At 67.0% G+C, this 18,274-nt stretch carries 19 protein-coding genes; 12 read left to right on the top strand and 7 right to left on the bottom strand.

Features of this window, described 5'->3' with window-relative positions:
• The first annotated feature begins 93 nt into the window (after nucleotides 1-93).
• Nucleotides 94-1,104 (top strand): glycosyltransferase family 2 protein, encoded by a 1,011-nt coding sequence (locus M0R89_RS13290; protein WP_248652273.1) that lies wholly within the window; start codon nucleotides 94-96, stop codon nucleotides 1,102-1,104.
• 36 nt (nucleotides 1,105-1,140) lie between these two features.
• On the opposite strand, the gene M0R89_RS13295 is transcribed toward M0R89_RS13290, so the two are convergent.
• Together M0R89_RS13295 and M0R89_RS13300 are read right to left on the bottom strand one after the other, a co-directional pair.
• The gene (locus M0R89_RS13295; protein ID WP_248649566.1) at nucleotides 1,141-2,235 is read right to left on the bottom strand and encodes a DUF354 domain-containing protein; all 1,095 of its coding nucleotides are present in this window, start codon (nucleotides 2,233-2,235) and stop codon (nucleotides 1,141-1,143) included.
• Nucleotides 2,236-2,443: 208 nt separating this feature from the next.
• Nucleotides 2,444-3,937, bottom strand: coding sequence for a hypothetical protein (locus tag M0R89_RS13300; protein WP_248649567.1), 1,494 nt, complete (start codon nucleotides 3,935-3,937; stop codon nucleotides 2,444-2,446).
• Between the two features lie 399 nt (nucleotides 3,938-4,336).
• On the opposite strand from M0R89_RS13300, the gene M0R89_RS13305 reads away from it, so the two are divergent.
• Nucleotides 4,337-4,600: an MTH865 family protein gene (locus tag M0R89_RS13305; RefSeq protein ID WP_248649568.1), complete on the top strand. Its 264-nt coding sequence runs from the start codon at nucleotides 4,337-4,339 to the stop codon at nucleotides 4,598-4,600.
• Here M0R89_RS13305 and M0R89_RS13310 read toward each other — a convergent pair whose 3' ends face one another.
• Nucleotides 4,601-4,819 carry a hypothetical protein gene (locus M0R89_RS13310; RefSeq protein ID WP_248649569.1) on the bottom strand — a complete coding sequence of 73 codons (219 nt, stop codon included), beginning with the start codon at nucleotides 4,817-4,819 and terminating at the stop codon, nucleotides 4,601-4,603.
• A 149-nt stretch (nucleotides 4,820-4,968) separates the two neighbouring features.
• Here M0R89_RS13310 and M0R89_RS13315 point away from each other — a divergent pair, with 149 nt between their 5' ends.
• The 5 genes from M0R89_RS13315 to M0R89_RS13335 all read left to right on the top strand — a co-directional run bounded on the left by M0R89_RS13315 (nucleotide 4,969) and on the right by M0R89_RS13335 (nucleotide 9,521).
• A complete protein-coding gene (locus M0R89_RS13315; protein ID WP_248649570.1) occupies nucleotides 4,969-6,393 on the top strand; it encodes a hypothetical protein in 1,425 nt (474 codons plus the stop codon).
• Between the two features lie 22 nt (nucleotides 6,394-6,415).
• Complete coding sequence (locus M0R89_RS13320; protein WP_248649571.1) at nucleotides 6,416-6,730, top strand: DUF7410 domain-containing protein; 315 nt, start codon at nucleotides 6,416-6,418, stop codon at nucleotides 6,728-6,730.
• Nucleotides 6,731-6,898: 168 nt separating this feature from the next.
• On the top strand, nucleotides 6,899-7,258 hold the full coding sequence (locus tag M0R89_RS13325) for a DUF7541 family protein (protein ID WP_248649572.1): 360 nt from the start codon (nucleotides 6,899-6,901) through the stop codon (nucleotides 7,256-7,258).
• A 105-nt stretch (nucleotides 7,259-7,363) separates the two neighbouring features.
• Nucleotides 7,364-7,597, top strand: coding sequence for a DUF6684 family protein (locus M0R89_RS13330; protein WP_248649573.1), 234 nt, complete (start codon nucleotides 7,364-7,366; stop codon nucleotides 7,595-7,597).
• Nucleotides 7,598-7,781: 184 nt separating this feature from the next.
• On the top strand, nucleotides 7,782-9,521 hold the full coding sequence (locus M0R89_RS13335; protein ID WP_368408874.1) for a cbb3-type cytochrome c oxidase subunit I: 1,740 nt from the start codon (nucleotides 7,782-7,784) through the stop codon (nucleotides 9,519-9,521).
• Nucleotides 9,522-9,582: 61 nt separating this feature from the next.
• On the opposite strand, the gene M0R89_RS23390 is transcribed toward M0R89_RS13335, so the two are convergent.
• Entirely contained in the window at nucleotides 9,583-9,996 is a 414-nt protein-coding gene (locus M0R89_RS23390; RefSeq protein WP_303657504.1) for a Rossmann-fold NAD(P)-binding domain-containing protein, read from the bottom strand.
• Nucleotides 9,997-10,139: 143 nt separating this feature from the next.
• On the opposite strand from M0R89_RS23390, the gene M0R89_RS13345 reads away from it, so the two are divergent.
• Nucleotides 10,140-10,412, top strand: coding sequence for a DUF7520 family protein (locus M0R89_RS13345; RefSeq protein ID WP_248649575.1), 273 nt, complete (start codon nucleotides 10,140-10,142; stop codon nucleotides 10,410-10,412).
• Nucleotides 10,413-10,424: 12 nt separating this feature from the next.
• Here M0R89_RS13345 and M0R89_RS13350 read toward each other — a convergent pair whose 3' ends face one another.
• The 3 genes from M0R89_RS13350 to M0R89_RS13360 form a co-directional block, all read right to left on the bottom strand.
• A complete protein-coding gene (locus M0R89_RS13350; RefSeq protein ID WP_248649576.1) occupies nucleotides 10,425-10,826 on the bottom strand; it encodes a universal stress protein in 402 nt (133 codons plus the stop codon).
• A gap of 141 nt (nucleotides 10,827-10,967) precedes the next feature.
• Nucleotides 10,968-13,145 (bottom strand): type II secretion system F family protein, encoded by a 2,178-nt coding sequence (locus M0R89_RS13355; protein WP_248649577.1) that lies wholly within the window; start codon nucleotides 13,143-13,145, stop codon nucleotides 10,968-10,970.
• Nucleotides 13,145-14,803 carry a type II/IV secretion system ATPase subunit gene (locus M0R89_RS13360; RefSeq protein ID WP_248649578.1) on the bottom strand — a complete coding sequence of 553 codons (1,659 nt, stop codon included), beginning with the start codon at nucleotides 14,801-14,803 and terminating at the stop codon, nucleotides 13,145-13,147. Before M0R89_RS13360 ends, M0R89_RS13355 begins: the two co-directional genes overlap by 1 nt.
• A 300-nt stretch (nucleotides 14,804-15,103) precedes the next feature.
• Here M0R89_RS13360 and M0R89_RS13365 point away from each other — a divergent pair, with 300 nt between their 5' ends.
• The 4 genes from M0R89_RS13365 (at nucleotide 15,104) to M0R89_RS13380 (ending at nucleotide 18,270) form a co-directional block, all read left to right on the top strand.
• A complete protein-coding gene (locus M0R89_RS13365; protein ID WP_248649579.1) occupies nucleotides 15,104-15,604 on the top strand; it encodes a DUF7549 family protein in 501 nt (166 codons plus the stop codon).
• Between the two features lie 83 nt (nucleotides 15,605-15,687).
• Nucleotides 15,688-15,843: a hypothetical protein gene (locus M0R89_RS13370; RefSeq protein ID WP_248649580.1), complete on the top strand. Its 156-nt coding sequence runs from the start codon at nucleotides 15,688-15,690 to the stop codon at nucleotides 15,841-15,843.
• Between the two features lie 162 nt (nucleotides 15,844-16,005).
• The gene (locus M0R89_RS13375; RefSeq protein ID WP_248649581.1) at nucleotides 16,006-16,479 is read left to right on the top strand and encodes a DUF5793 family protein; all 474 of its coding nucleotides are present in this window, start codon (nucleotides 16,006-16,008) and stop codon (nucleotides 16,477-16,479) included.
• A 429-nt stretch (nucleotides 16,480-16,908) separates the two neighbouring features.
• Nucleotides 16,909-18,270 carry a phosphopentomutase/phosphoglucosamine mutase gene (locus M0R89_RS13380; RefSeq protein ID WP_248649582.1) on the top strand — a complete coding sequence of 454 codons (1,362 nt, stop codon included), beginning with the start codon at nucleotides 16,909-16,911 and terminating at the stop codon, nucleotides 18,268-18,270.
• The last annotated feature ends 4 nt before the right edge of the window (nucleotides 18,271-18,274 follow it).

The raw sequence follows: 18,274 nt of genomic DNA on the forward strand, positions 1-18,274 counted from the left end.
AGAGACGGCGGAGCGACGCGACCGAACGGCCGGGCCGCGTCGGCGTTCGACGCGGCCCGGTCGCTCGAACGAGCGCTTCCGGAAACCAAAACGATGTACGAAGGAAACAAGGTCGGCGTCGTCGTCCCGGCCTACAACGAACAGGGATTCGTCGGCGAGGTGATCGACAGCATCCCCCAGTACGTCGACCGCATCTACGTGGTAGACGACCGTTCGACGGACGGAACGTGGCGAGAGATACGCGACCACGCCGAGCGGGCGAACGCCACTGCAGACACCGCGGACACCGCATCGGCCGCGCCGGTCGCGCCGACGGTCGCAGACGGCGGCGTCGGGGCCTCGCGCCGCGTGGTCCCGATTCGCCACGAGGAGAACCGTGGCGTCGGCGGTGCTATCAAGACCGGTTACCGACGCGCCAGTGACGACGGGATGGACGTGACAGCCGTGATAGCCGGTGACGGTCAGATGGACCCGGACCTACTCGACAGACTCCTCGACCCCATCGTGGAGGGCGGGGCCGACTACGCCAAGGGAACTCGGCTTCTCGACCCGGAGTTCCGCGAGGACATGCCGCCGTTCCGGCTATTCGGTAACCAGTTGCTCACGTTCTTGACGCAGTTCGCCAGCGGTTACTGGCGCACGACCGACCCGCAGAACGGCTACACCGCTATCTCGTGCCGCGCGCTCGACGAACTCGATATAGAGAGTCTCTACGACGACTACGGCTTCGCCAACGAACTGCTCGTTCGCCTCAACTGCCACGGCGCGGAGGTAGCCGACGTGGCGATTCCGGCCATCTACGGCGACGAGGAGAGTACGATTCGGTATCGGACCTTCGTCCCCAAGTTATCGTGGCTGCTGTTATCGAACTTCTGTCATCGACTCCGCGTCCAGTTCGACTCCGGGGCGCGAACGCCCGCGGTCGGCTACGCGCTCGGCGCACTCGGACTCGTCGCGGCCGTCCTCGCCGGCGTGTTTGGCAGTCTGGGTCTCGGTGCAGGTCTCGTTATCGGCGGCTATCTCGCGCTCGGTCTCGCTATCCGCCGGGACCGCGACCACAACGACGGGTTGGAGACGCGAGTGACCGACGCGACGAACGAGTAGCGCAGAACGGGGAGTAACGAAGAAGAGAGAGCCTTTTTAGACGGACGCTTCGCGGACCATCCGCTCGTGAGTCCGCTTGGTGGGGAGCGACCGGAGCGCCGTCGAGTCGGTCGCCACCGACACCACGAGGTCGGTCAGGTTCACCTTGTCGGCGAGGAACGCCTCGCGCTTGCGCGCCCACTCGTCGGCGACGCCCTCGTCGGCGAGCAGTCGGGTCGCGGTCTCGGCGACCGCGTCGAACTCCCGGAGGTTGTAGATGAGTCCCTCGCGTTCGAGTTCCGCGAAGTTCCCCATGTCGTCGTCGCCGACGAACGAGTTCGACCGAATCGCGGGCGTTCCGAGCAGGGCGGCCTCCGTCACCATCGTCTGTGTGTCCGCGACCAGCAGCGACGCCTCCGACAGCGCGTCGTGGAGCAGGGCGGGGTGGAGGTCGAAGGGTCGGGCGGGGAGCGCCGAGAAGTCCATCGTCCCGCCCTCATCGGAGACGAAGACTGTGGTCTCGTCGGCCAGCGTCTCGACCAGTTCCCGGCGCTTCGCGGGCGTGAAGCCGTCGTGACCCACGTCGTGGTGGGACCCGAAGGCGTTCAGGCGGACAACGGCGAACTCCTCGTCCGGACCGACGCCGAGTCGGTCGCGGATGTCGCCACGGGGTTCGTACTCGTCGGGGTGGAGGTAGGCGCACTCCTTGAACCCCCGGAAGACGTGGTGTTTCTCGCCGAGGTCCTTGTCGAAGGTGTGGGGCGTGAGGTAGGCGTCGGCGAAGGGCCGCGAGATGGCGTGGTCGAGGTGGGTGTTCTCCGAGTCCGTGATGAGGACGACGGGCGTGTCCGTGACCGCACCGGCGTGGGCGGCGTAGGCCCCGACGCCGAATATCTTGTCCGGGTCGTACTCGCGGGTCTCGCGGACGATGGTGAGGTAGTGGCGCGGAAGCTGTCGGGCCAGCGAGTACTTGCTGGTCGCCAGTTCGCCGTACACGACGTGGGGGAGGTCGTAGTAGTCGAGCAGATCGAGCGTGCAACCGTAGTCGCGGGCGAGCAACAGCGTCTCGTGGCCGCGCTCCTCCAACTCCTCGACGGCGTTGCGATAGAGGTGGACGTGAGCGGGCGTGTTGGTGAAGAAGAGGTACTTCATGTCCCGCGTGGGTATCGCTGTCCCGGGGGCTTTGTTCTGCGGCGCGTTCGCTCGAATCAGACGCCGACAACCGACCGCTCGCCCGACGTACGACCGAGTTGACCGACCGGTAATCGAACCCTGTTCGACCGCACACCGCGAGAAGGAGACCGGTAGCCGACCAAAACTCGAAACTGCGGACCGAACTCGTCGGAAACGCCGGGACGTATCAGGACCCGTCCTCGACGCGGACGTTCGCGGGACCGTCGAGACTGAACGCCGTAATCTCGCCGGAGAACCGGTAGCCGTCCGTGCCGCCGATGACTCGACCCGAGATGGTACCGTTCGAGATGGTGTCGTGGTCGTTGACCGACCCGAGCGCCGCGCTCTTGCGGGCCGCGCCGCTGACCTCGAAGGTGTAGTCGCTGGCTCGGTTCGGCCGGTTGCCGCCGTCGATGACCAGTTTGTTCGGCAGCACGAGGTCCGAGACGGTGACCTCGTCGCCCTCCCACCGGAGGGTCCACTTGCTCTCGTCCAAGTCCATCGAGACCACGTCGCCGTCGACGAGGTAGGAGTCGCCGTAGCCGTTGCCCGCGACGCCGGACACCGTCACCGTGCCGTCGCCGTTGTCGGTCACGCTGTCGTTGGCCTCGGACTTCACGTCGCCCGCACCGGTGCGCTTCGTGACGCTTCCCTCGGCCGTGAACTCGTAGGAGATGCTCGACGTGTTCGACCCCGCGACGAGTTCGAGGAGTGCGCCCTCGGCGTCGGACTGAGTAGGGTCAGTGGTCGAGGGACCGTCGGAGCCACCGCTCGCGCTCGACGTGCCGCTGGCGGCCTCTTCGGCCGTCATGGGCACGCCGGAGGGGACGCGACTCGTGTCGGCGTCCGACCCCCAGCGCGTGTTCTTCGAGATGATGGTCGGGTCGCCCGCTCTGCTGTCCTGTTCGACTCTGGCGGGCGAACTCCCGATGTCCGAGTCCTTCACCTCGACGGGACCCCACCACGCCCAGACGCCGCGGGGGTTCTTCGCGCCCGGCGCGGAACAGCCGACGCCGCACCCGCGGGTGCTTCCGCCCTTCACCACGCAGTTCTCGACGTAGCAGGTCCGGCCGTCGATGGAACCGACGCGGATGTTGGCGATGTTGTTGCTGTTGAAGTAGCTGTCGTAGACGTTCACCACGCCGCCGTGACTCCCGTGGTACGAGTAGCCCGGGTCGGTGCCGTAGAGACCGTTGTCGATGAAGTGCTGGATGTTGACGTTCCGGAAGTTCAGCGTCCCGTAGTGGTCGCGGCCGTTGACCCAGATGCCGCCTTTTCCGGAGCCTTCGGTCTGGCCGTCACCCATGTAGAGGTTCTCGACCGTGGCCGTGCCGCCCTTCGAGACCGCGGGCGTGAACAGGTAGTGACCGCCGGGGTGGTTGCCCTTGAAGGCGACGTTCCGGACCGTCCAGCCGTCACCGTTCGCGTATATCTTCGCCGACGCGCCGTCGGCGGTCATGTCGATGAGGACGTTCTCGAACGTCTGGCCGCTCCCGACGCTGAACGTCCGGGTCTCGCCCGCCGAAACCGTGACCGTTCGGTACTCCGCCGCGTCCGTGACACCGGTCGCCAGCGCACTGGCGCCGAAGGCGCCGGCGATGCCCGCACCGGCCGCTCCGAGGAAAGACCGCCGGTCTACCGCTCGTTCGCCGCGTTCGCGTGCCGTCTTGTCGCGTGCCATAGCATCTTCAAGGCAAAGTTACTATATTACAAGCTTTACGGTTTCACTTCAATATTGGCTTACCGATTTATGTGGACATTGCGTGTGTGGGAAAACGCTCCCCGATGACCGTCCGACGGAAAACCACTCGAAGTGCGCGTCGTGTGTCCAAAACGCCGTTAGCGTGCGTTTTTCGCGAGAGAAACAGGTGCTTAACCGGGGTAAGGACGAGGTAATGGCCGCTTTCCACCCTTCAGACGGTTACGGAATCGCAGGCGTTCCCCGGTAGTTATCGCGCCGAGTCGAGAAGTCGACGCGTCGCTCGTGGCAGGCCGTGTCGCGACCGCTACTCCAGAAACAGTCAACTAGTTCTCCGTTGTTCCGGAACGCTTTTGCCCGGAACGACACATATCCACGGACATGGCAGACGAAGAAATCGAAGCCGAACTCCGCGAACAGTTCACCGAGGCGTTCGAAGGTGCGGACTACCCGGTCAGCAACCCGATGGACCTCGTTCCCGCGCTCCCGAACGGACCGGGCACGCGCTTCGAGGCCGGTGACGTGAGCTTCACCGCGATGGAGCTGTCAACGAAGATGTCGGACTCGCAGGACTTCCCCTACGACGACGTGGACTCCCTCGTGGGCGACCTCATCGAGGGTCTGAAGCAGAAGGACATGATTTAGCTACTCTTCTTCCTCTTCTTCCTCGTCGGGAAGCGCGACCAGTAGGACCTCCCACACGTCGTACTGCTCGTTGAAGTGGCTGTCGAGGACGCGGTCCTTCTCGCCGATTGGAATCGGCTGTTGCGGGTGGGACACTTCGAGCCACGTCACGGTCGGCTCCGTGATGTCCATCTCTGCGATATCGTCGGGCTGGTCGGCGGCCCCGGCCGATTCGTTCACGTTTCGCTCCCCCGGACCTGTCGGTATACCTTGACGTTCCACGTAATTCTCCCCCGTCGCCTCGTACCACACCGTTCCATAAAACTGTGCTGGGCCGACCCCAGCGACGGTTCGGAAGCGACAAGTTCCGACCGTTCCAACGTCCGACGATGAGACGGTCGAACGTCCGACTTCTGGCGCGCGCTGCGCTCGCTCTCGTCGCGGGGACGCTCTGGGCCGGAACCGCGCTCGCCCACGGCGGCGGCCTCCGCGCGGCCGCGGGGAGCCTCTCGGTGCCGACGTGGCTGTTCCTGCTGACGGGCGGCGGCGTCGTCGGCGCGTCGTTCCTGCTCGCCAGTTTCGTCACCGACCGCGCGTTCATCCGGGCGGTTCACGGCTGGCGGCGGGTCGCGGGCGCGCGACTCGACGCCGTAGCGACGCTGACCCGCGTCCTCTCTGTCGCGGCCCTGCTCGGCATCGTCGCGGTCGGCTTCCTCGGCCCGGAGACGATGTTCCGGAACGCCGCGATTCTGGTCGTCTGGGTCGGCTGGTGGGCGGGCTACGTCGCCACGGTGTATCTGGTCGGAAACAGTTGGCCCGCGCTGAACCCGTGGCGCGCCGTCGCCGAGTGGCTGCCGACGCTCGACCGCGACTACCCCGAGCGACTGGGCGCGTGGCCGAGCGTGGTCGGCATCCTCGCGCTGGTCTGGCTCGAAGTGGTTAGCCCGCTGGCCGACGACCCGCGCCTGCTGGCGTGGGTCGTCGTCGGCTACACGGTCTTCACCCTCGCGGGCGCGCTGGTGTTCGGTCCCGACTCGTGGTTCGGCTACGTCGACCCGATTGCGCGACTCTTCCGGTACTACGGTCGGGTCGCCCCGATTCAGCGGGTCGAAGACGGCGACGCCGACGGGGACGACGGAACCGGTGCCGACCGCGGCGTCCGCGGCTTCGAACTCCGACCGCCGGGCGCGGCGCTGACCGACCCGCTTCCGGACGACGGCCGGGACGGAGTCGCCTTCGTGGTGGCGATTCTCTGGGTCACGACCTACGACGGCTTCGTCGGCACGCAGGTCTGGGTCGGCGCGGCGCGCGCCGCGGTCGGCGCGGGCGTGCCTCCGGTCGTCCTCTATCCGGCCGCACTGATCGCGGGCTACGCGCTCTTTCTGGGGGCGTGGTGGCTCGCCGCCGGACTGTCGCGCCGGACCGCCGACACCTACCTGACCCCGGACGCCATCGCGCGCCGGTTCGCGCCCTCGCTGTTGCCCATCGCGGCGGGGTACCACCTCGCGCACTTCCTCGGCCTGTTCGCATCGCTGTCGCCCGCGCTCGTCGCCGCCCTCTCCAATCCGCTCCAGCCGCCCATCAACCCCTCCGTGGTCGTCCTGCCGGGATGGTTCGGGATGGTCGCCGTGGCGTTCGTCCTCCTCGGGCACCTGCTGGCGGTCTGGGTCGCCCACGCGAGCGCCTACGAGGTGTTCCCGGGCCGGTTGCAGGCGGTCCGGAGCCAGTACCCCTTCGTCGTCGTGATGGTCCTCTACACCATGACCAGTCTCTGGATAGTCTCGGCGCCGAGCGCCGCACCGCCGTTCGTCTGAACCCACCGCACTGACACCCACCATGACCGACCGACCGACACCGACCTACGAGACCGACGTTCCGCCGGGTGAATCGCCCGTCGAGTGTCCCCACTGTGGTCGCCCGCTGGAGAGCGAGCAACTGCTCGTTCTCCACGAGGGCATCGACCACTGGGAGCGACTCGGCGACGACCGCCGCGAGGAGTTCCGCGAGACCTACCGGCGCGAGAACGACGACCTGCGCACCTTCCGTCTGAAGCTGCTCGGGTTGCTCGTCGTCGTGTACTTCGCGTTCCTGTTCGTCTACTCGTGGCAAACCACCGACCCGTACAGCGTCATCTCGCTTGTCTTCGTCTGAGCGTCGGACCCCTACTCGTGACCACGGGACCGCCGCCCGCCGTACCGACCGCGACCCTCTCGTTCGTTCCGCTCGAAATCCGCCGCATCGAAGACGTTCGGGCGGCGTTTTACGACACCGCAACTCCGGAGCGGTGCCCTTTAGTCGCTACCTCCCCGAATCGTAGGTATGGACGAGCAACCCGGACTGAGCGACGAGTACCGAAAGGCGAGTCCGTGGCCGCTGTTCGTCGCCTTCGGTCTCGCCATCTTCGAGGTCGGCATCGTCTGGCCACTCTTCCCCGTCGCGGTCGGCGGACTCCTCCTGTTCGTCGGGAGCGTCGTCGGCATCCTCCGCGAGTCGGGGTACATCGCCGACCCGTGGAAGGGTCTGGTCACGGCGTCGATACTCTGTCTGGCCGTCGGCGGCGCCATCGCCTACTTCACGACCGGTTCGATACACCTCCGCGGAGTCGCCATCCTCGTCGGCGGCGTCATCTTCCTCTTCAGCGGAATCTTCGGGTCGGTCTGGCAACCGACGGCGGCGTAGCGACCCTCGAACGGGAACGCGTGCGAGCGGAAGGCGGCGTAGCGCGGCCCGCGCGGCCGAACCGAATCGGCAACCTATTTGGGACCCCCGTGGCTATCGTCGTCTATGGCAACCCCCATCTTCGAACGGGAGACGTGGCTCGACATCACGGTTAACATCATCCCGCTCTGCATCATCGGCTTCTTCGTCGCGCTGTTCGTCGTCAAGTCGCCGTGGGAGATAGAAGGACTGACCTCCGCCATCGGATTCGCGCTGCTCATCGTCCCCTTCGTCCTGCTCACGTACCTGACCTACGTCGCGGCCGACCTCATCGAGTCCGCCGAGTCCGGTTCGGAGTAAGCCGACCGTTCTTCTCCCGTCTCGCGGTGAGCAACTGACAGTTGCTCGAGTTTCGCTCCAAAACTTTGAGATTCGTTATCACGAAACTCCCCGACGCCGTCGCGGCGTATCCTAACCTTTCTTTACCTTGTAGTCCTGACGGTCGCGTATGGTAGAAGCCGGGCAAATCGCACTCACCGTCGTCATGGGGCTCCTCCTGTTCGGGGTCGCCACGTTCCTCACTCGCTTAGAGGACTGGCGCTCCTACACGCCCCTCGCGGGCGGCGGGTACGTCGGCGAACAGACCGGGCAGGCCCACAGCGAGAAGCCTGCCGGAATCGTGCGTTGGCTAACGACTGTCGACCACAAGGACATCGGTATGCTGTACGGCCTGTACGGCATCGTCGCGTTCGCGTGGGGCGGAATCGCCGTCCTGCTCATGCGCGCCGAACTGGCCGCACCCGCCGAGAACATCATCGGGGCGAACTTCTACAACGCTCTGCTGACGACTCACGGCATCACGATGCTGTTCCTCTTCGGGACGCCGATTCTCGCGGCGTTCGGCAATTACTTCATCCCGCTGCTCATCGGCGCGGACGACATGGCGTTCCCTCGCATCAACGCCATCGCATTTTGGTTGCTGCCGCCCGCGGCCGTCCTCATCTGGGCGGGGTTCCCGCTGGCCTCGCTGACCGATAGCATCGACCCGGCCCAGACGGCGTGGACGATGTACACGCCGCTGTCGGTCGAACAGACCAACCCCGGCGTGGACCTGATGCTGCTCGGCCTCCACCTCTCGGGGGTGTCGGCGACGATGGGTGCGATAAACTTCATCGCGACCATCTTCACCGAGCGCGGCGAAGAGGTGGGTTGGGAGAACCTCGACATCTTCTCGTGGACGATGATTACCCAGTCGGGACTCATCCTGTTCTCGTTCCCGCTGCTGGGGAGCGCACTGGTCATGCTCCTGCTCGACCGTAACTTCGGCACGATGTTCTTCGCCGCGGAGGGTGGTGGTCCCATCCTCTGGCAGCACCTGTTCTGGTTCTTCGGCCACCCCGAGGTGTACATCCTCGTGCTGCCGCCGATGGGACTGGTCAGTCTCATCCTGCCCAGATTCGCGGGCCGGAAGCTGTTCGGGTTCAAGTTCGTCGTCTACTCGACGCTGGCCATCGGCGTCCTCTCCTTCGGCGTCTGGGCTCACCACATGTTCGCCACCGGCATCGACCCGCGCATCCGAGCGAGTTTCATGGCGGTGTCGCTTGCAATCGCGGTGCCGAGCGCGGTCAAGACGTTCAACTGGATCACCACGATGTGGAACGGGAAACTGCGTCTGACCGCACCGATGCTGTTCTGCATCGGTTTCGTCCAGAACTTCATCATCGGGGGCGTCACCGGCGTCTTCCTCGCCTCCATCCCGGTCGACCTCGTGCTGCACGACACCTACTACGTGGTCGGGCACTTCCACTTCATCGTGATGGGCGCCATCGCCGTCGCCGGGTTCGCGGGCATCTACTACTGGTTCCCGCTCTACACCGGTCGGATGTACCAGCGCACCCTCGCCAAGTGGCACTTCTGGCTCACCATGATCGGTAGCAACGTGACGTTCATCGCCATGCTCCTGCTGGGTTACGGCGGGATGCCCCGGCGCTACGCGACCTACGTCTTCAGTAACCCGGAGTTGGTCTCGATGTTCACCAACCTGCACATCATAGCGACGGTCGGCGCGTTCATCATGGGCTTCGGCCAACTCATCTTCGTCTACAACATCGTCACGTCGTGGCTTGAAGGCCCCCACGTCGAGAGCGGCGACCCGTGGGACCTCGAAGACACCGGCATGAAGACCAAGGAGTGGGCGTGGTTCGAGCGCAAGCGCGAGACGGCCCTCACCGACGGCGGCGAGGAAGTCGCCGCTGACGGTGGCGAGACCGTCGAAGACGAATAGACCTCGGAACGATTTTCCGCTGTTTTATCGCGTAGCTACGGTCTCGCAGGACCTCCCGTAGCTACTGCCGGAACTGGTCGGCGTAGTCGGCGATGTACGCCCGGAGCGTCCGGGGGTCCCGACCCAGAACCCGCGACACGTCCTCGGTCACGCGGTCCGCGAGACCGAGGCGCGCAGTGGTGTAGATGGCGACCATCACGGCGACGTAGGACCAGTCGAACCCCCGGCGGTGCATGTGCCACGCGAACTCCGGAATCGAGGAGTCGGCGTACTCAACCGACCGGTTCAGCACCGCGCTGAACACCCCGGCGACCTGCCGGTACGTGAGCGCGTCGGGACCGGTCAGGTCGTAGGCGCGGCCGCGGTGACCGCGCTCCGTCAGCGCGACCGCGGCGACCTCGGCCACGTCGCGGGCGTCCACGAAACTCGTCGCGAGGAGTCGCCCCCTCTCGGACTCGGTGGCGTCGGCGCTCACGTCAGAGCCAGTACGATACCCATCGTGAACATGAGAACGGCGATTCCCCCGAGGATGTAGGCCAGCATGTCCTTCTCGGTCATACCGGAAGTTGGGCCGTACGGATGAAAAGGCTAATCCTTCCGCCGCTCGGACCCTCGAACGTGAGCGAGACGTTCCGCGGACGGTCGTTCGTCGTCGGGTTCTACCTGCTCATCGTCGCCATCACCGGCGCGGTCGGCGCGATACTCGGCGTTGTCGGGCCGGACGACCTCACCGCGGTCAAACTCTTCGGACTGGTCGAACTCCAACCGACGCCGCTCGGTCTCGCGGTCTACGGCACAGTGACGGTGGGACTCGTGCTCGGGGTCCTGCTGATGCTGGTCGTCGTCGTCTCCAAGGTGGCCGACGCCGAGAGCGCGGGGAACAGGCCCTGAACTCGGGGCGCTCTACTCGGTTTCGGCCCCGCCGGTCACCAGCACCGGCCGGTCGGCCTGAAGGATGACCGACTGGGAGACGCTCCCGAAGATGGCCTTGCCCGCGGGCGAGCGGTTCCGACCGCCGACGCAGATGCAGTCGGCGTCCTCGCTCTCGGCGAAGTCGAGGACCGCGGCGGCGGGGTCGCCCGACCGCTCGGAAATCGCCACCTCGATGCCCTCGTTTTCGAGCAGTTCCTCGGCGCGGCGGACCGACCCGACCTGCGTCGCCGACGCGCCGCCGGGGTTCTCCGTGAAGATGTGGAGCAGGGTCGCCCGGACCTCCTCGGCCGAGTTGGGGAGGTCGGCGACCGCGGTGGCCTGTCTGCGCGCCCGGTCGGTCTCTTCGTCCACGGCGATGACGACGTGGTACATGTTCGATACGACGGTCAACGCGGTCTTAGGTGTTCGGCCTGTGAAGCGGGTCAGCGAGGGGGCGACTCGCCTCGTCCCGGATGCCGAGCGAGTTTCGGGACCGGGTCGCCGAGCGGGTTCCGGGACCGCGTCACCGACCGATTAGGGCAGAAACAGGAACACCGCGTAGGCCACGGCCAGCAGTATCGTCGCGTGCTTCGCGCCGTTCCGGACGCTCCCCTCGCCCATCTGTCCGGCGACGAGGCCCGAGCAGACCGCCTGGACCAGCGACGTGTGGAAGAACAGCAGGGTGTAGGCTTCGACGTTCACGCTCGAAATCTCCGACAACGGGCCGCCGCCGACCGGGGTGCCGCCCGCGGACGCGGCGGCGTCGGTCGGCAGGTTCGGGATGAGGATGCTGTTCAGCGCGCCGACGATGACGAGGAACACGGCGAACGAGAGGTAGATGATGACGAGGTAGGTCAGCATCTCTTGGCGGCGCTTCCGTTCGAGTCGCCGGGTGTCCTGCGCGTCGTCGGCCGCGATGCGGAGGACGCGCGCGATATCGCCGCTGGCGTGCATCGCGTTGGCGACGAGCGTGACCGTCCGGGTGACGGTCGGGGTGTCGAGGCGGTCCTCGAACCGGTAGAGCGCGGTTTCGGCGTCCACGCCCCACTCGATGTCGGTCCAGAGCCGTCGGGCCTCCGCGTCGAGCGCACCGAGGTCGCTCTGCGAGACCCGCTCGAAACTCTCGACCACCGACATCCCCGCCTCGTTCACGCTCGCGAGGCGGTCGAGGAAGTCCGGAATCGCGGCCTCTATCGCGGCGGTGCGCCGCCGGTGGAGCTCCTGAACCACGGCGAACGTGCCGACGACGAACAGCGCGGCCTGCACCACGAAGTCGTCGAACACCCGGAGCGTGAGCGTCCCGTCCGCGAGGTGGGGCCACGACCGGAGCAGAATCGAGAGCAGTCCGAGCGGTACGGTAGCGTAGAGGACGACGACCGGGTTCTCGCGCAGGGTCCGGGTCGGGTCCGCCAGCGCCTCCCGAAGCCAGCGGACGTTCTCGAAGGCGTCGAGGCGCTCGAAGTTCAGCACCGCCGGGTCGGCGTCGGGGGCCGCGTCGGCGACCCCGCTTCCGCCGTCCGGTCGGACGGCGCTCGGAGTCGGGTCCGCGGTCCGGCCGCCGTCCGCGCCCGGGCGCTCGACGCCCGTTCGCTCGGCCGTGGGCGCGTCCGTGCGCCGGACGCCCGCGAGCGCCGCGGCCGCGAGGTCGATGTCGCGGTCCTCGCGACTCGCCCGGAGCGACTCCGTGATGCTGTCGAGGTAGATTACGAACCCGACGTTCGCCAGCGGGATGGCGAAGTACGCCAGCATGCGGAGGAGCGGCAGGGTGTCTCCCAGCGCCATCAGCCCCATGATGACGAGGATGGTGATGAACAGCAGTGGCGCGACGACGAACACCGAGACGTACCCCTCCGCGAGCGTGGCGAGCAGTTCGAGGAACGCCGCCTGCTGGGCCTCGGCGTCCTCCTGATACCGCCGGTACTGGGTGTCGAGGTACGACGAGATGCTTCGGCCGCTCTGGAGGACGCTGGCGAGGTTGTCGGCGAACTCGCCGAACTTCTCGCTTGGCGTGCGCTCGGCGAGGCGCTCGATGGCCGACAGCATGTCCAACCCCGCGTAGTCCATCGCCTTGACCGCGACCGCGACCTCCGCGGCGGCCTCGCCGAACACCGCCCGGTTGCGCGCCAGCGTCCGGAGAATCTCGGGGAACGCCATCCCGCTCCGCGAGAGCGCGTAGACGAACGCCACGGTCCGAGCGAGGCTCTCGTCTATCTTCCGCTCGCGGGCGTTCGCCCGGTACGAGAGGTTCTCCCACCGGAGCCAGTAGGTCAGGACGCCCGACGCCACCCCGAGGGTCGCGCTGGTCGCCAGCAGGAGCGCGAACCACTCGCCCGTAGAGAGGTTCGGGACGACGAGCAGACCGGCGAGGAAGTCGAGTTGCGCGGGCAGGGTCTCGCGCATCGCCTCGGGCGAGACCCGGAGAACTGCCAGCGCGCCCGCGACGAGGTAGACTCCGGCGATGCTCCCGACAACTGCGGCGTACCCCGCGTACAGCAGGGTCTTGGCCGCGAACATGCGGTAGGTCTCGCCGGCGTGGACCGACTGGAGGAGTCTGCTCCGACGCGTCCGTCGCCTGCCGCGCTCGGCGACCCATCCGCCGAACGCGGTCAGCGCGAGGAAGACGACGAGGCGGTCGGCCCGCCGGGAGACCGGCGCGAGCGCGACCGGGACCGCGGAGAGAGCGACCAGCGCGAGCGCCAGGAACCCCCACATCAGTCGAACCCGGTCGAGACCTCGGCGTCCAACTCGATGGTGTCCAGCACGCGCTCGGGATGGGAGTAGTACTCGTTTATCATCGCGGTGAACCGCCGGTAGTCCGAGACGCCTCGCTCGCGGAGGTACTGGAGGACGCGCTCGCGGTTCCGGAGTTCTTCGAGGAGTTCGCTCCGCGACCACCCGCGCTCGTCCTGAATCTCGTCGAGGACGTTGCTGTCGCTGCTCCGGAAGTCGTCTTCGTTGGCGTTCCACGAGAACGCGGTCGAGTAGTCCAAGTCCCCGGTCCGCTGGTCGATGCCGTCGATTTCGGCGAGGACGCGGTTCCGGCGCACGCGCTCGTCGCCCACGTAGGTCAGCGTCTGGACCGAGAGGATGTCGAGGCTCTGAATCATCGCCCGCGGGACGTTGATGGGTTCGTTTTCGAGGCGGTTGATGACCGTCTGGACCGAGTCGGCGTGCATCGTCGAGTAGGTCGTGTGACCCGTGTTCATCGCCTGAAACAGGGTCATCGCCTCCTCGCCGCGGACCTCCCCGACCACGATGTACTCCGGGCGGTGGCGAAGCGCCGAGCGAAGCAGGTCGTACATCGTTATGTCGGCGCTCTCGCCCCGGCGCTCGCGGGTGACCGACGACAGCCAGTTGTCGTGGTAGAGCGCCAACTCGCGGGTGTCCTCGATGGTCAGCACCTTCGAGCGCGGCGGGATGAACATCGAGATGGCGTTCATCGAGGTGGTCTTGCCCGAGGCCGTCCCGCCGGCGAAGATGAGCGACTTGTTCGACTCGATGGCCAGCCAGAGGTACGCCATCTGGTCGAGGCTGAACGTGCCGTACTCCACGAGGTCGATGGGCGTGAACGGTTCCTCGGCGTACTTCCGGATGGTGAACGCCGACCCGCGGGGCGTCACCTCCTCGCCCAGCGCCAGCTCCGCACGGGACCCGTCGGGGAGGGTCGTCTCGACCACGGGGTCGCCGATGCTGACGTGCCGGCCCGACTGCTGAGCGAGTCGGACCACGAGGTTGTCCAGTTCCTCCTGAGCGTAGACGACGTTCGTCTCGATGTCGGTGTACTCGTCGTGGTAGACGAACAGCGGCAGGTCGTAGCCGTCGCAGGAGATGTCCTCGATGTGCGGGTCGTGCATGAGGGGGTCGAGCTTTCCGAACCCGCGGAACGTCCGGTAGAGGTAGTAAAACAGGCGGTAGAAGCTCGCGACGTCCACCTCGACGCCGTACATCGACAGGAGTTCTTCGAGTTCGTCTTTCAGCACGGTCTCTGCGGTGGCCGGGTCGTCGGCGTCCGCCCGAACCTCCCGGCGGTGGACGAGCGAGTCGCGGATGTCCGACAGCAGGCGGTCGAGAAGTTCGGTTTCGAGGTCGTCCAGTTCCGGTTCCACGACGTGATACAGGTACTCGTTCTCCACGTCGTCGTAGTTGACGGAGACGAACGCGAACGGCGCGTCGACCCAGTAGCGCTCCCGTTCCTCGTACCCCTCCAATCCCGAGAATGTCGTCAGCGGACCGTGTTCGCCGGGGTCGTACTCCCCGGCGTCGATGGTGGTCCCCCGGAGGACTTCGACGGTCCGGCGGAGCGTCCGCTGGAACTCCCGGATGCGTATCCGCACGTCGTCGGTCCACTCGGAGAGGGGCGACTGAGACATGGTGGGTCGGAACTCGCGGGCGGCGGAGGCGTTCGCGGCCGCCCCGACAGTTTACGCGCCACATCACAGCGGTGGTACTTAAATTACCGGTCACGCGACACACCGGCCCGCGCCCGACCGCTCGTGGTTCCGTCCTCGCACGACCGTTTCGCCCGAACGGTCTGCTTCCCGTCCGCAATCGTCTGCTCGTGCTTCCGCCTGCTACCCGGACTCCGGGGAAGCGAGCGGACTCGTGTTCGCGGGCGGGCCCGCTTTCGCTCGTCCGGTAGCTTTTACTCCCCTGCTTTCGGTGTGACGCGCATGGTCTGGGTTCGGTCAGAGTACGCGGGCGAGTTGGCCGTGGTGGCGGCGTGGCTCTCCGCACTCCTCCCGTGGAACGTCACCTACTCGACGCTCTCGGGCGTCGGTAGCGTCCTGTTCGTCCGCTTCCCGTTCTTTCAGGTCCGGTACGTCTTCGGCATCTCCATCTCGAAGGCCGTCGCGGTCCAGACGCCCCTCGGCGCGCTGGCCTATCAGGAGGGCCACTCGATAGCGGCCGCGTATCAAGCGTGGACGGTCGGCGCGGCCGTGGTCGCCGCCGCCGTGGTGCTGAGCGTCCTCCTCTACCGGTTCGAGGACCGCGTCGAGGCGACCATCGACCCGGTGCGGGCGATGGGCGGCCTGCTCGCGCTCGCGGGCGTCGTCCTCTCGGTGGCGACGTGGTTGCTCTGGACCGGCGCGTTTCCCGGTCTGCCGATTCCGGTCGGCGTCGCGTTCCTCTACCTGTTCGGCGGGACGCTGCTCGTCGCCCGTCGAGAGTGACAGTTCGCCACCGATAGTCCGACGACCGAACCGCACTCCGCGGCGCACAGAAGGCTTATAGCCGCGACCACTGACGCGTGAGTATGTTCGGCGACGGCGGCGACGGCGGATTCGGCGGGATGGACGGCGATATCACCGGGTCGAACAACTCGCCGCTGCTGACCGACGGCGTGAAGGCGATTCTGGTCCTCGTCGGATTTCTCGTCGCGTTCTTCCTCCTGCTCGTCCTGCTGGGGTAGCGCGGCGACCGCTCGGACGGGACGGACGCGCGGCAGGTACGGTGAGATGCATCACCGGACCGACCGGTTTCTGGCGGAGTAATTCGGACTTTCTTCGAGCGACGGGGAGACTGCCAGTGGCGTTACGTTCATGACGCGCCGGACCGTAGAGGTGGGTACGGAATGAGGCGCGACTACTTCACGCTGGAGGTTCGGAACGTCGATTGGGTCGAGGAGGGCGACGAAGCCAAGAAACCGACGGTAAGCATCGACTTCGAGGGCCCCTCCTCGACGCTCCGCGAGCGCCTCACGGGGACAGACGACGAGCTGCTCGACGCCGAGGAGACCGACGTGGCCTTCCGGTTGCAGGGTCCCGTGGACGACGACGAGACCACGGGCGTCGTCAGCGTTACCAACCGCATCACGGGTGACTTCGTGTTGGAACTCAACGAGGACGCCGACGACGTGCTGAAGTTCATCACCGCGGCCCGGGAGTACGGGAAATCGACCGGTGACATGGACGGACGCTACCACGTCGAAATCAGCATCAACGGCGAACACCTCGTCGAGTACGACAAGAGTACCTTCCTCGTCTACAACGGCGAGGGGAACCTCCTCCGCCAACACAGTCTCATCCCGAGCGGCGTCGAACTCTGAGTCCCCGCCGCCGCTCGTCGGCGACCCTTACCTCCGCTCGACCACTTCGACCGATTCGACGCGTACCGACTCGTTAGCTCCCGCTCCGTCTCACGCGACGCTCGTGTTTCGTCGACGGCGGGCCAATCACTCACGGACGGCCCGCCTGCCGACGCCATCTAATGAGCGGCGTCAGAACGACCCGAACAGCAACAGGAACGCGAGTCCGATAGCGGCCAGCAGGACGATGCCCCACAGAACGACGTCGAACAACCCTTCCGGGTCGGTGATATCCGGAAACTCCATACCGGGGGATACGACGGACGAGGGTTTAGTCTCACGGGGAGACGGCCCGCTCTCCGTCCCGGTTCCGAGTCGTGGGGCGACGAGCGCCGGGGCCGTCGCGTCGAATCGCGGAACACTAAGTGTCCCGCCCCCCGAAGTCGAGGTATGAATCTCTTCGGGACCGCGGGCATCCGCGGGAGCGCAGTCGAGACGGTGACGCCGGAACTCGCGCTGGCGGTCGGTCGGGCCGCGGGACGCGACGGAGACGAGTTCGTCGTCGCGCGCGACGGTCGCCAGACCGGGACGGCGCTCGCCGCCGCGATGGAGGCCGGACTCGAGAGCGCCGGGGCCGACGTTCGCCGGGCGGGCCAACTCCCGACCCCGGCGCTGGCGTTCGCCTCGCGGGGTCGTCGCGGCGCGATGCTGACCGCCAGCCACAACCCGCCGACGGACAACGGCATCAAGCTCTTCGCGGACGGCGAGGAGTACGACCGCGACGCCGAACGGACCGTCGAGGACCGGGTCGAGGCCGACGACCCGCCGGTCCCGTGGGACGAGTGGGGCGAGAGCGAGCGCGTGAGCGTCCTCGACGACTACCGGGACGCCGTCGTGGAGTACGCGCAGGGGCAGGGCGCACCGCTCGACGGCCTGCGGGTCGTGGTCGACTGCGGCAACGGGATGGCCGCCGTGGCGACCCCGCAGGTCCTCCGGAACCTCGGCGCGGAAGTCGTCACTCTGAACGCCAACGTCGACGGCCACTTCCCCGGCCGGGAGAGCAAACCGACGCCCGAGACGCTCGGGGACCTCCGGGAGTTCCTCCGGAACGACCCCGAGGCCGACCTCGGCATCGGCCACGACGGCGACGCCGACCGCATCGTCATCCTCGACGGCGACGGCGGAGTCGTCCACGAGGACACCGTGGTCGCGGTCCTCGCGGCCCACTACACCGACGCGAGCGACGCGAGCGACCCCGTGGTCGTGACGACGCCGAACGCCTCGGGCCGCATCGACGAGCAGGTCGAGGCGGCGGGCGGCCGCGTCGAGCGCGTCCGCCTCGGGGCGCTCCACGAGGGCATCGCCGCGGCGCGCGCCGACGGCGACGAGGACACCGAGGTCGTCTTCGCGGCCGAACCGTGGAAGCACGTCCACACCCGGTTCGGCGGGTGGATAGACGGCGTGACCAGCGCGGCGGTCGTCTCTCGCCTCGTGGCCGAGGCGGGCGGTCTCGCGCCGCTCCGGGAACCGGTCACGGAGCGCCCCTACCGGAAGGTCAGCGTCTCGTGTCCCGACGACGCCAAGACCGCGGTAATGGACCGACTGGAGACCGCGATTCCCGACCGGTTCCCCGAGGCGGAGGTGGCGACCGAGTACGGTGTCCGGGCGACTCTGCCCGACGGGTCGTGGGTGCTGGTCCGTCCGAGCGGGACCGAACCCTACGTCCGAATCTACGCCGAGAGCGACGACGTGGACGCGCTGGTGTCGGAGGCGAGCGAGGTCGTGGAGGACGCGGTCGGCGCGGAGTCCTGAAATC

Origin of the sequence: Halorussus limi (assembly GCF_023238205.1) — an archaeon.
GTDB lineage: Archaea > Halobacteriota > Halobacteria > Halobacteriales > Haladaptataceae > Halorussus > Halorussus limi.

Bases quoted from the DNA above. Each gene is read 5' to 3' on its own strand.
- M0R89_RS13290 (WP_248652273.1), top strand. From the start codon at position 94: ATGTACGAAGGAAACAAGGTCGGCGTCGTCGTCCCGGCCTACAACGAA.
- M0R89_RS13295 (WP_248649566.1), bottom strand. From the start codon at position 2,235: ATGAAGTACCTCTTCTTCACCAACACGCCCGCTCACGTCCACCTCTAT.
- M0R89_RS13300 (WP_248649567.1), bottom strand. From the start codon at position 3,937: ATGGCACGCGACAAGACGGCACGCGAACGCGGCGAACGAGCGGTAGAC.
- M0R89_RS13305 (WP_248649568.1), top strand. From the start codon at position 4,337: ATGGCAGACGAAGAAATCGAAGCCGAACTCCGCGAACAGTTCACCGAG.
- M0R89_RS13315 (WP_248649570.1), top strand. From the start codon at position 4,969: ATGAGACGGTCGAACGTCCGACTTCTGGCGCGCGCTGCGCTCGCTCTC.
- M0R89_RS13320 (WP_248649571.1), top strand. From the start codon at position 6,416: ATGACCGACCGACCGACACCGACCTACGAGACCGACGTTCCGCCGGGT.
- M0R89_RS13325 (WP_248649572.1), top strand. From the start codon at position 6,899: ATGGACGAGCAACCCGGACTGAGCGACGAGTACCGAAAGGCGAGTCCG.
- M0R89_RS13330 (WP_248649573.1), top strand. From the start codon at position 7,364: ATGGCAACCCCCATCTTCGAACGGGAGACGTGGCTCGACATCACGGTT.
- M0R89_RS13335 (WP_368408874.1), top strand. From the start codon at position 7,782: ATGGGGCTCCTCCTGTTCGGGGTCGCCACGTTCCTCACTCGCTTAGAG.
- M0R89_RS13350 (WP_248649576.1), bottom strand. From the start codon at position 10,826: ATGTACCACGTCGTCATCGCCGTGGACGAAGAGACCGACCGGGCGCGC.
- M0R89_RS13355 (WP_248649577.1), bottom strand. From the start codon at position 13,145: ATGTGGGGGTTCCTGGCGCTCGCGCTGGTCGCTCTCTCCGCGGTCCCG.
- M0R89_RS13360 (WP_248649578.1), bottom strand. From the start codon at position 14,803: ATGTCTCAGTCGCCCCTCTCCGAGTGGACCGACGACGTGCGGATACGC.
- M0R89_RS13365 (WP_248649579.1), top strand. From the start codon at position 15,104: ATGGTCTGGGTTCGGTCAGAGTACGCGGGCGAGTTGGCCGTGGTGGCG.
- M0R89_RS13370 (WP_248649580.1), top strand. From the start codon at position 15,688: ATGTTCGGCGACGGCGGCGACGGCGGATTCGGCGGGATGGACGGCGAT.
- M0R89_RS13375 (WP_248649581.1), top strand. From the start codon at position 16,006: ATGAGGCGCGACTACTTCACGCTGGAGGTTCGGAACGTCGATTGGGTC.
- M0R89_RS13380 (WP_248649582.1), top strand. From the start codon at position 16,909: ATGAATCTCTTCGGGACCGCGGGCATCCGCGGGAGCGCAGTCGAGACG.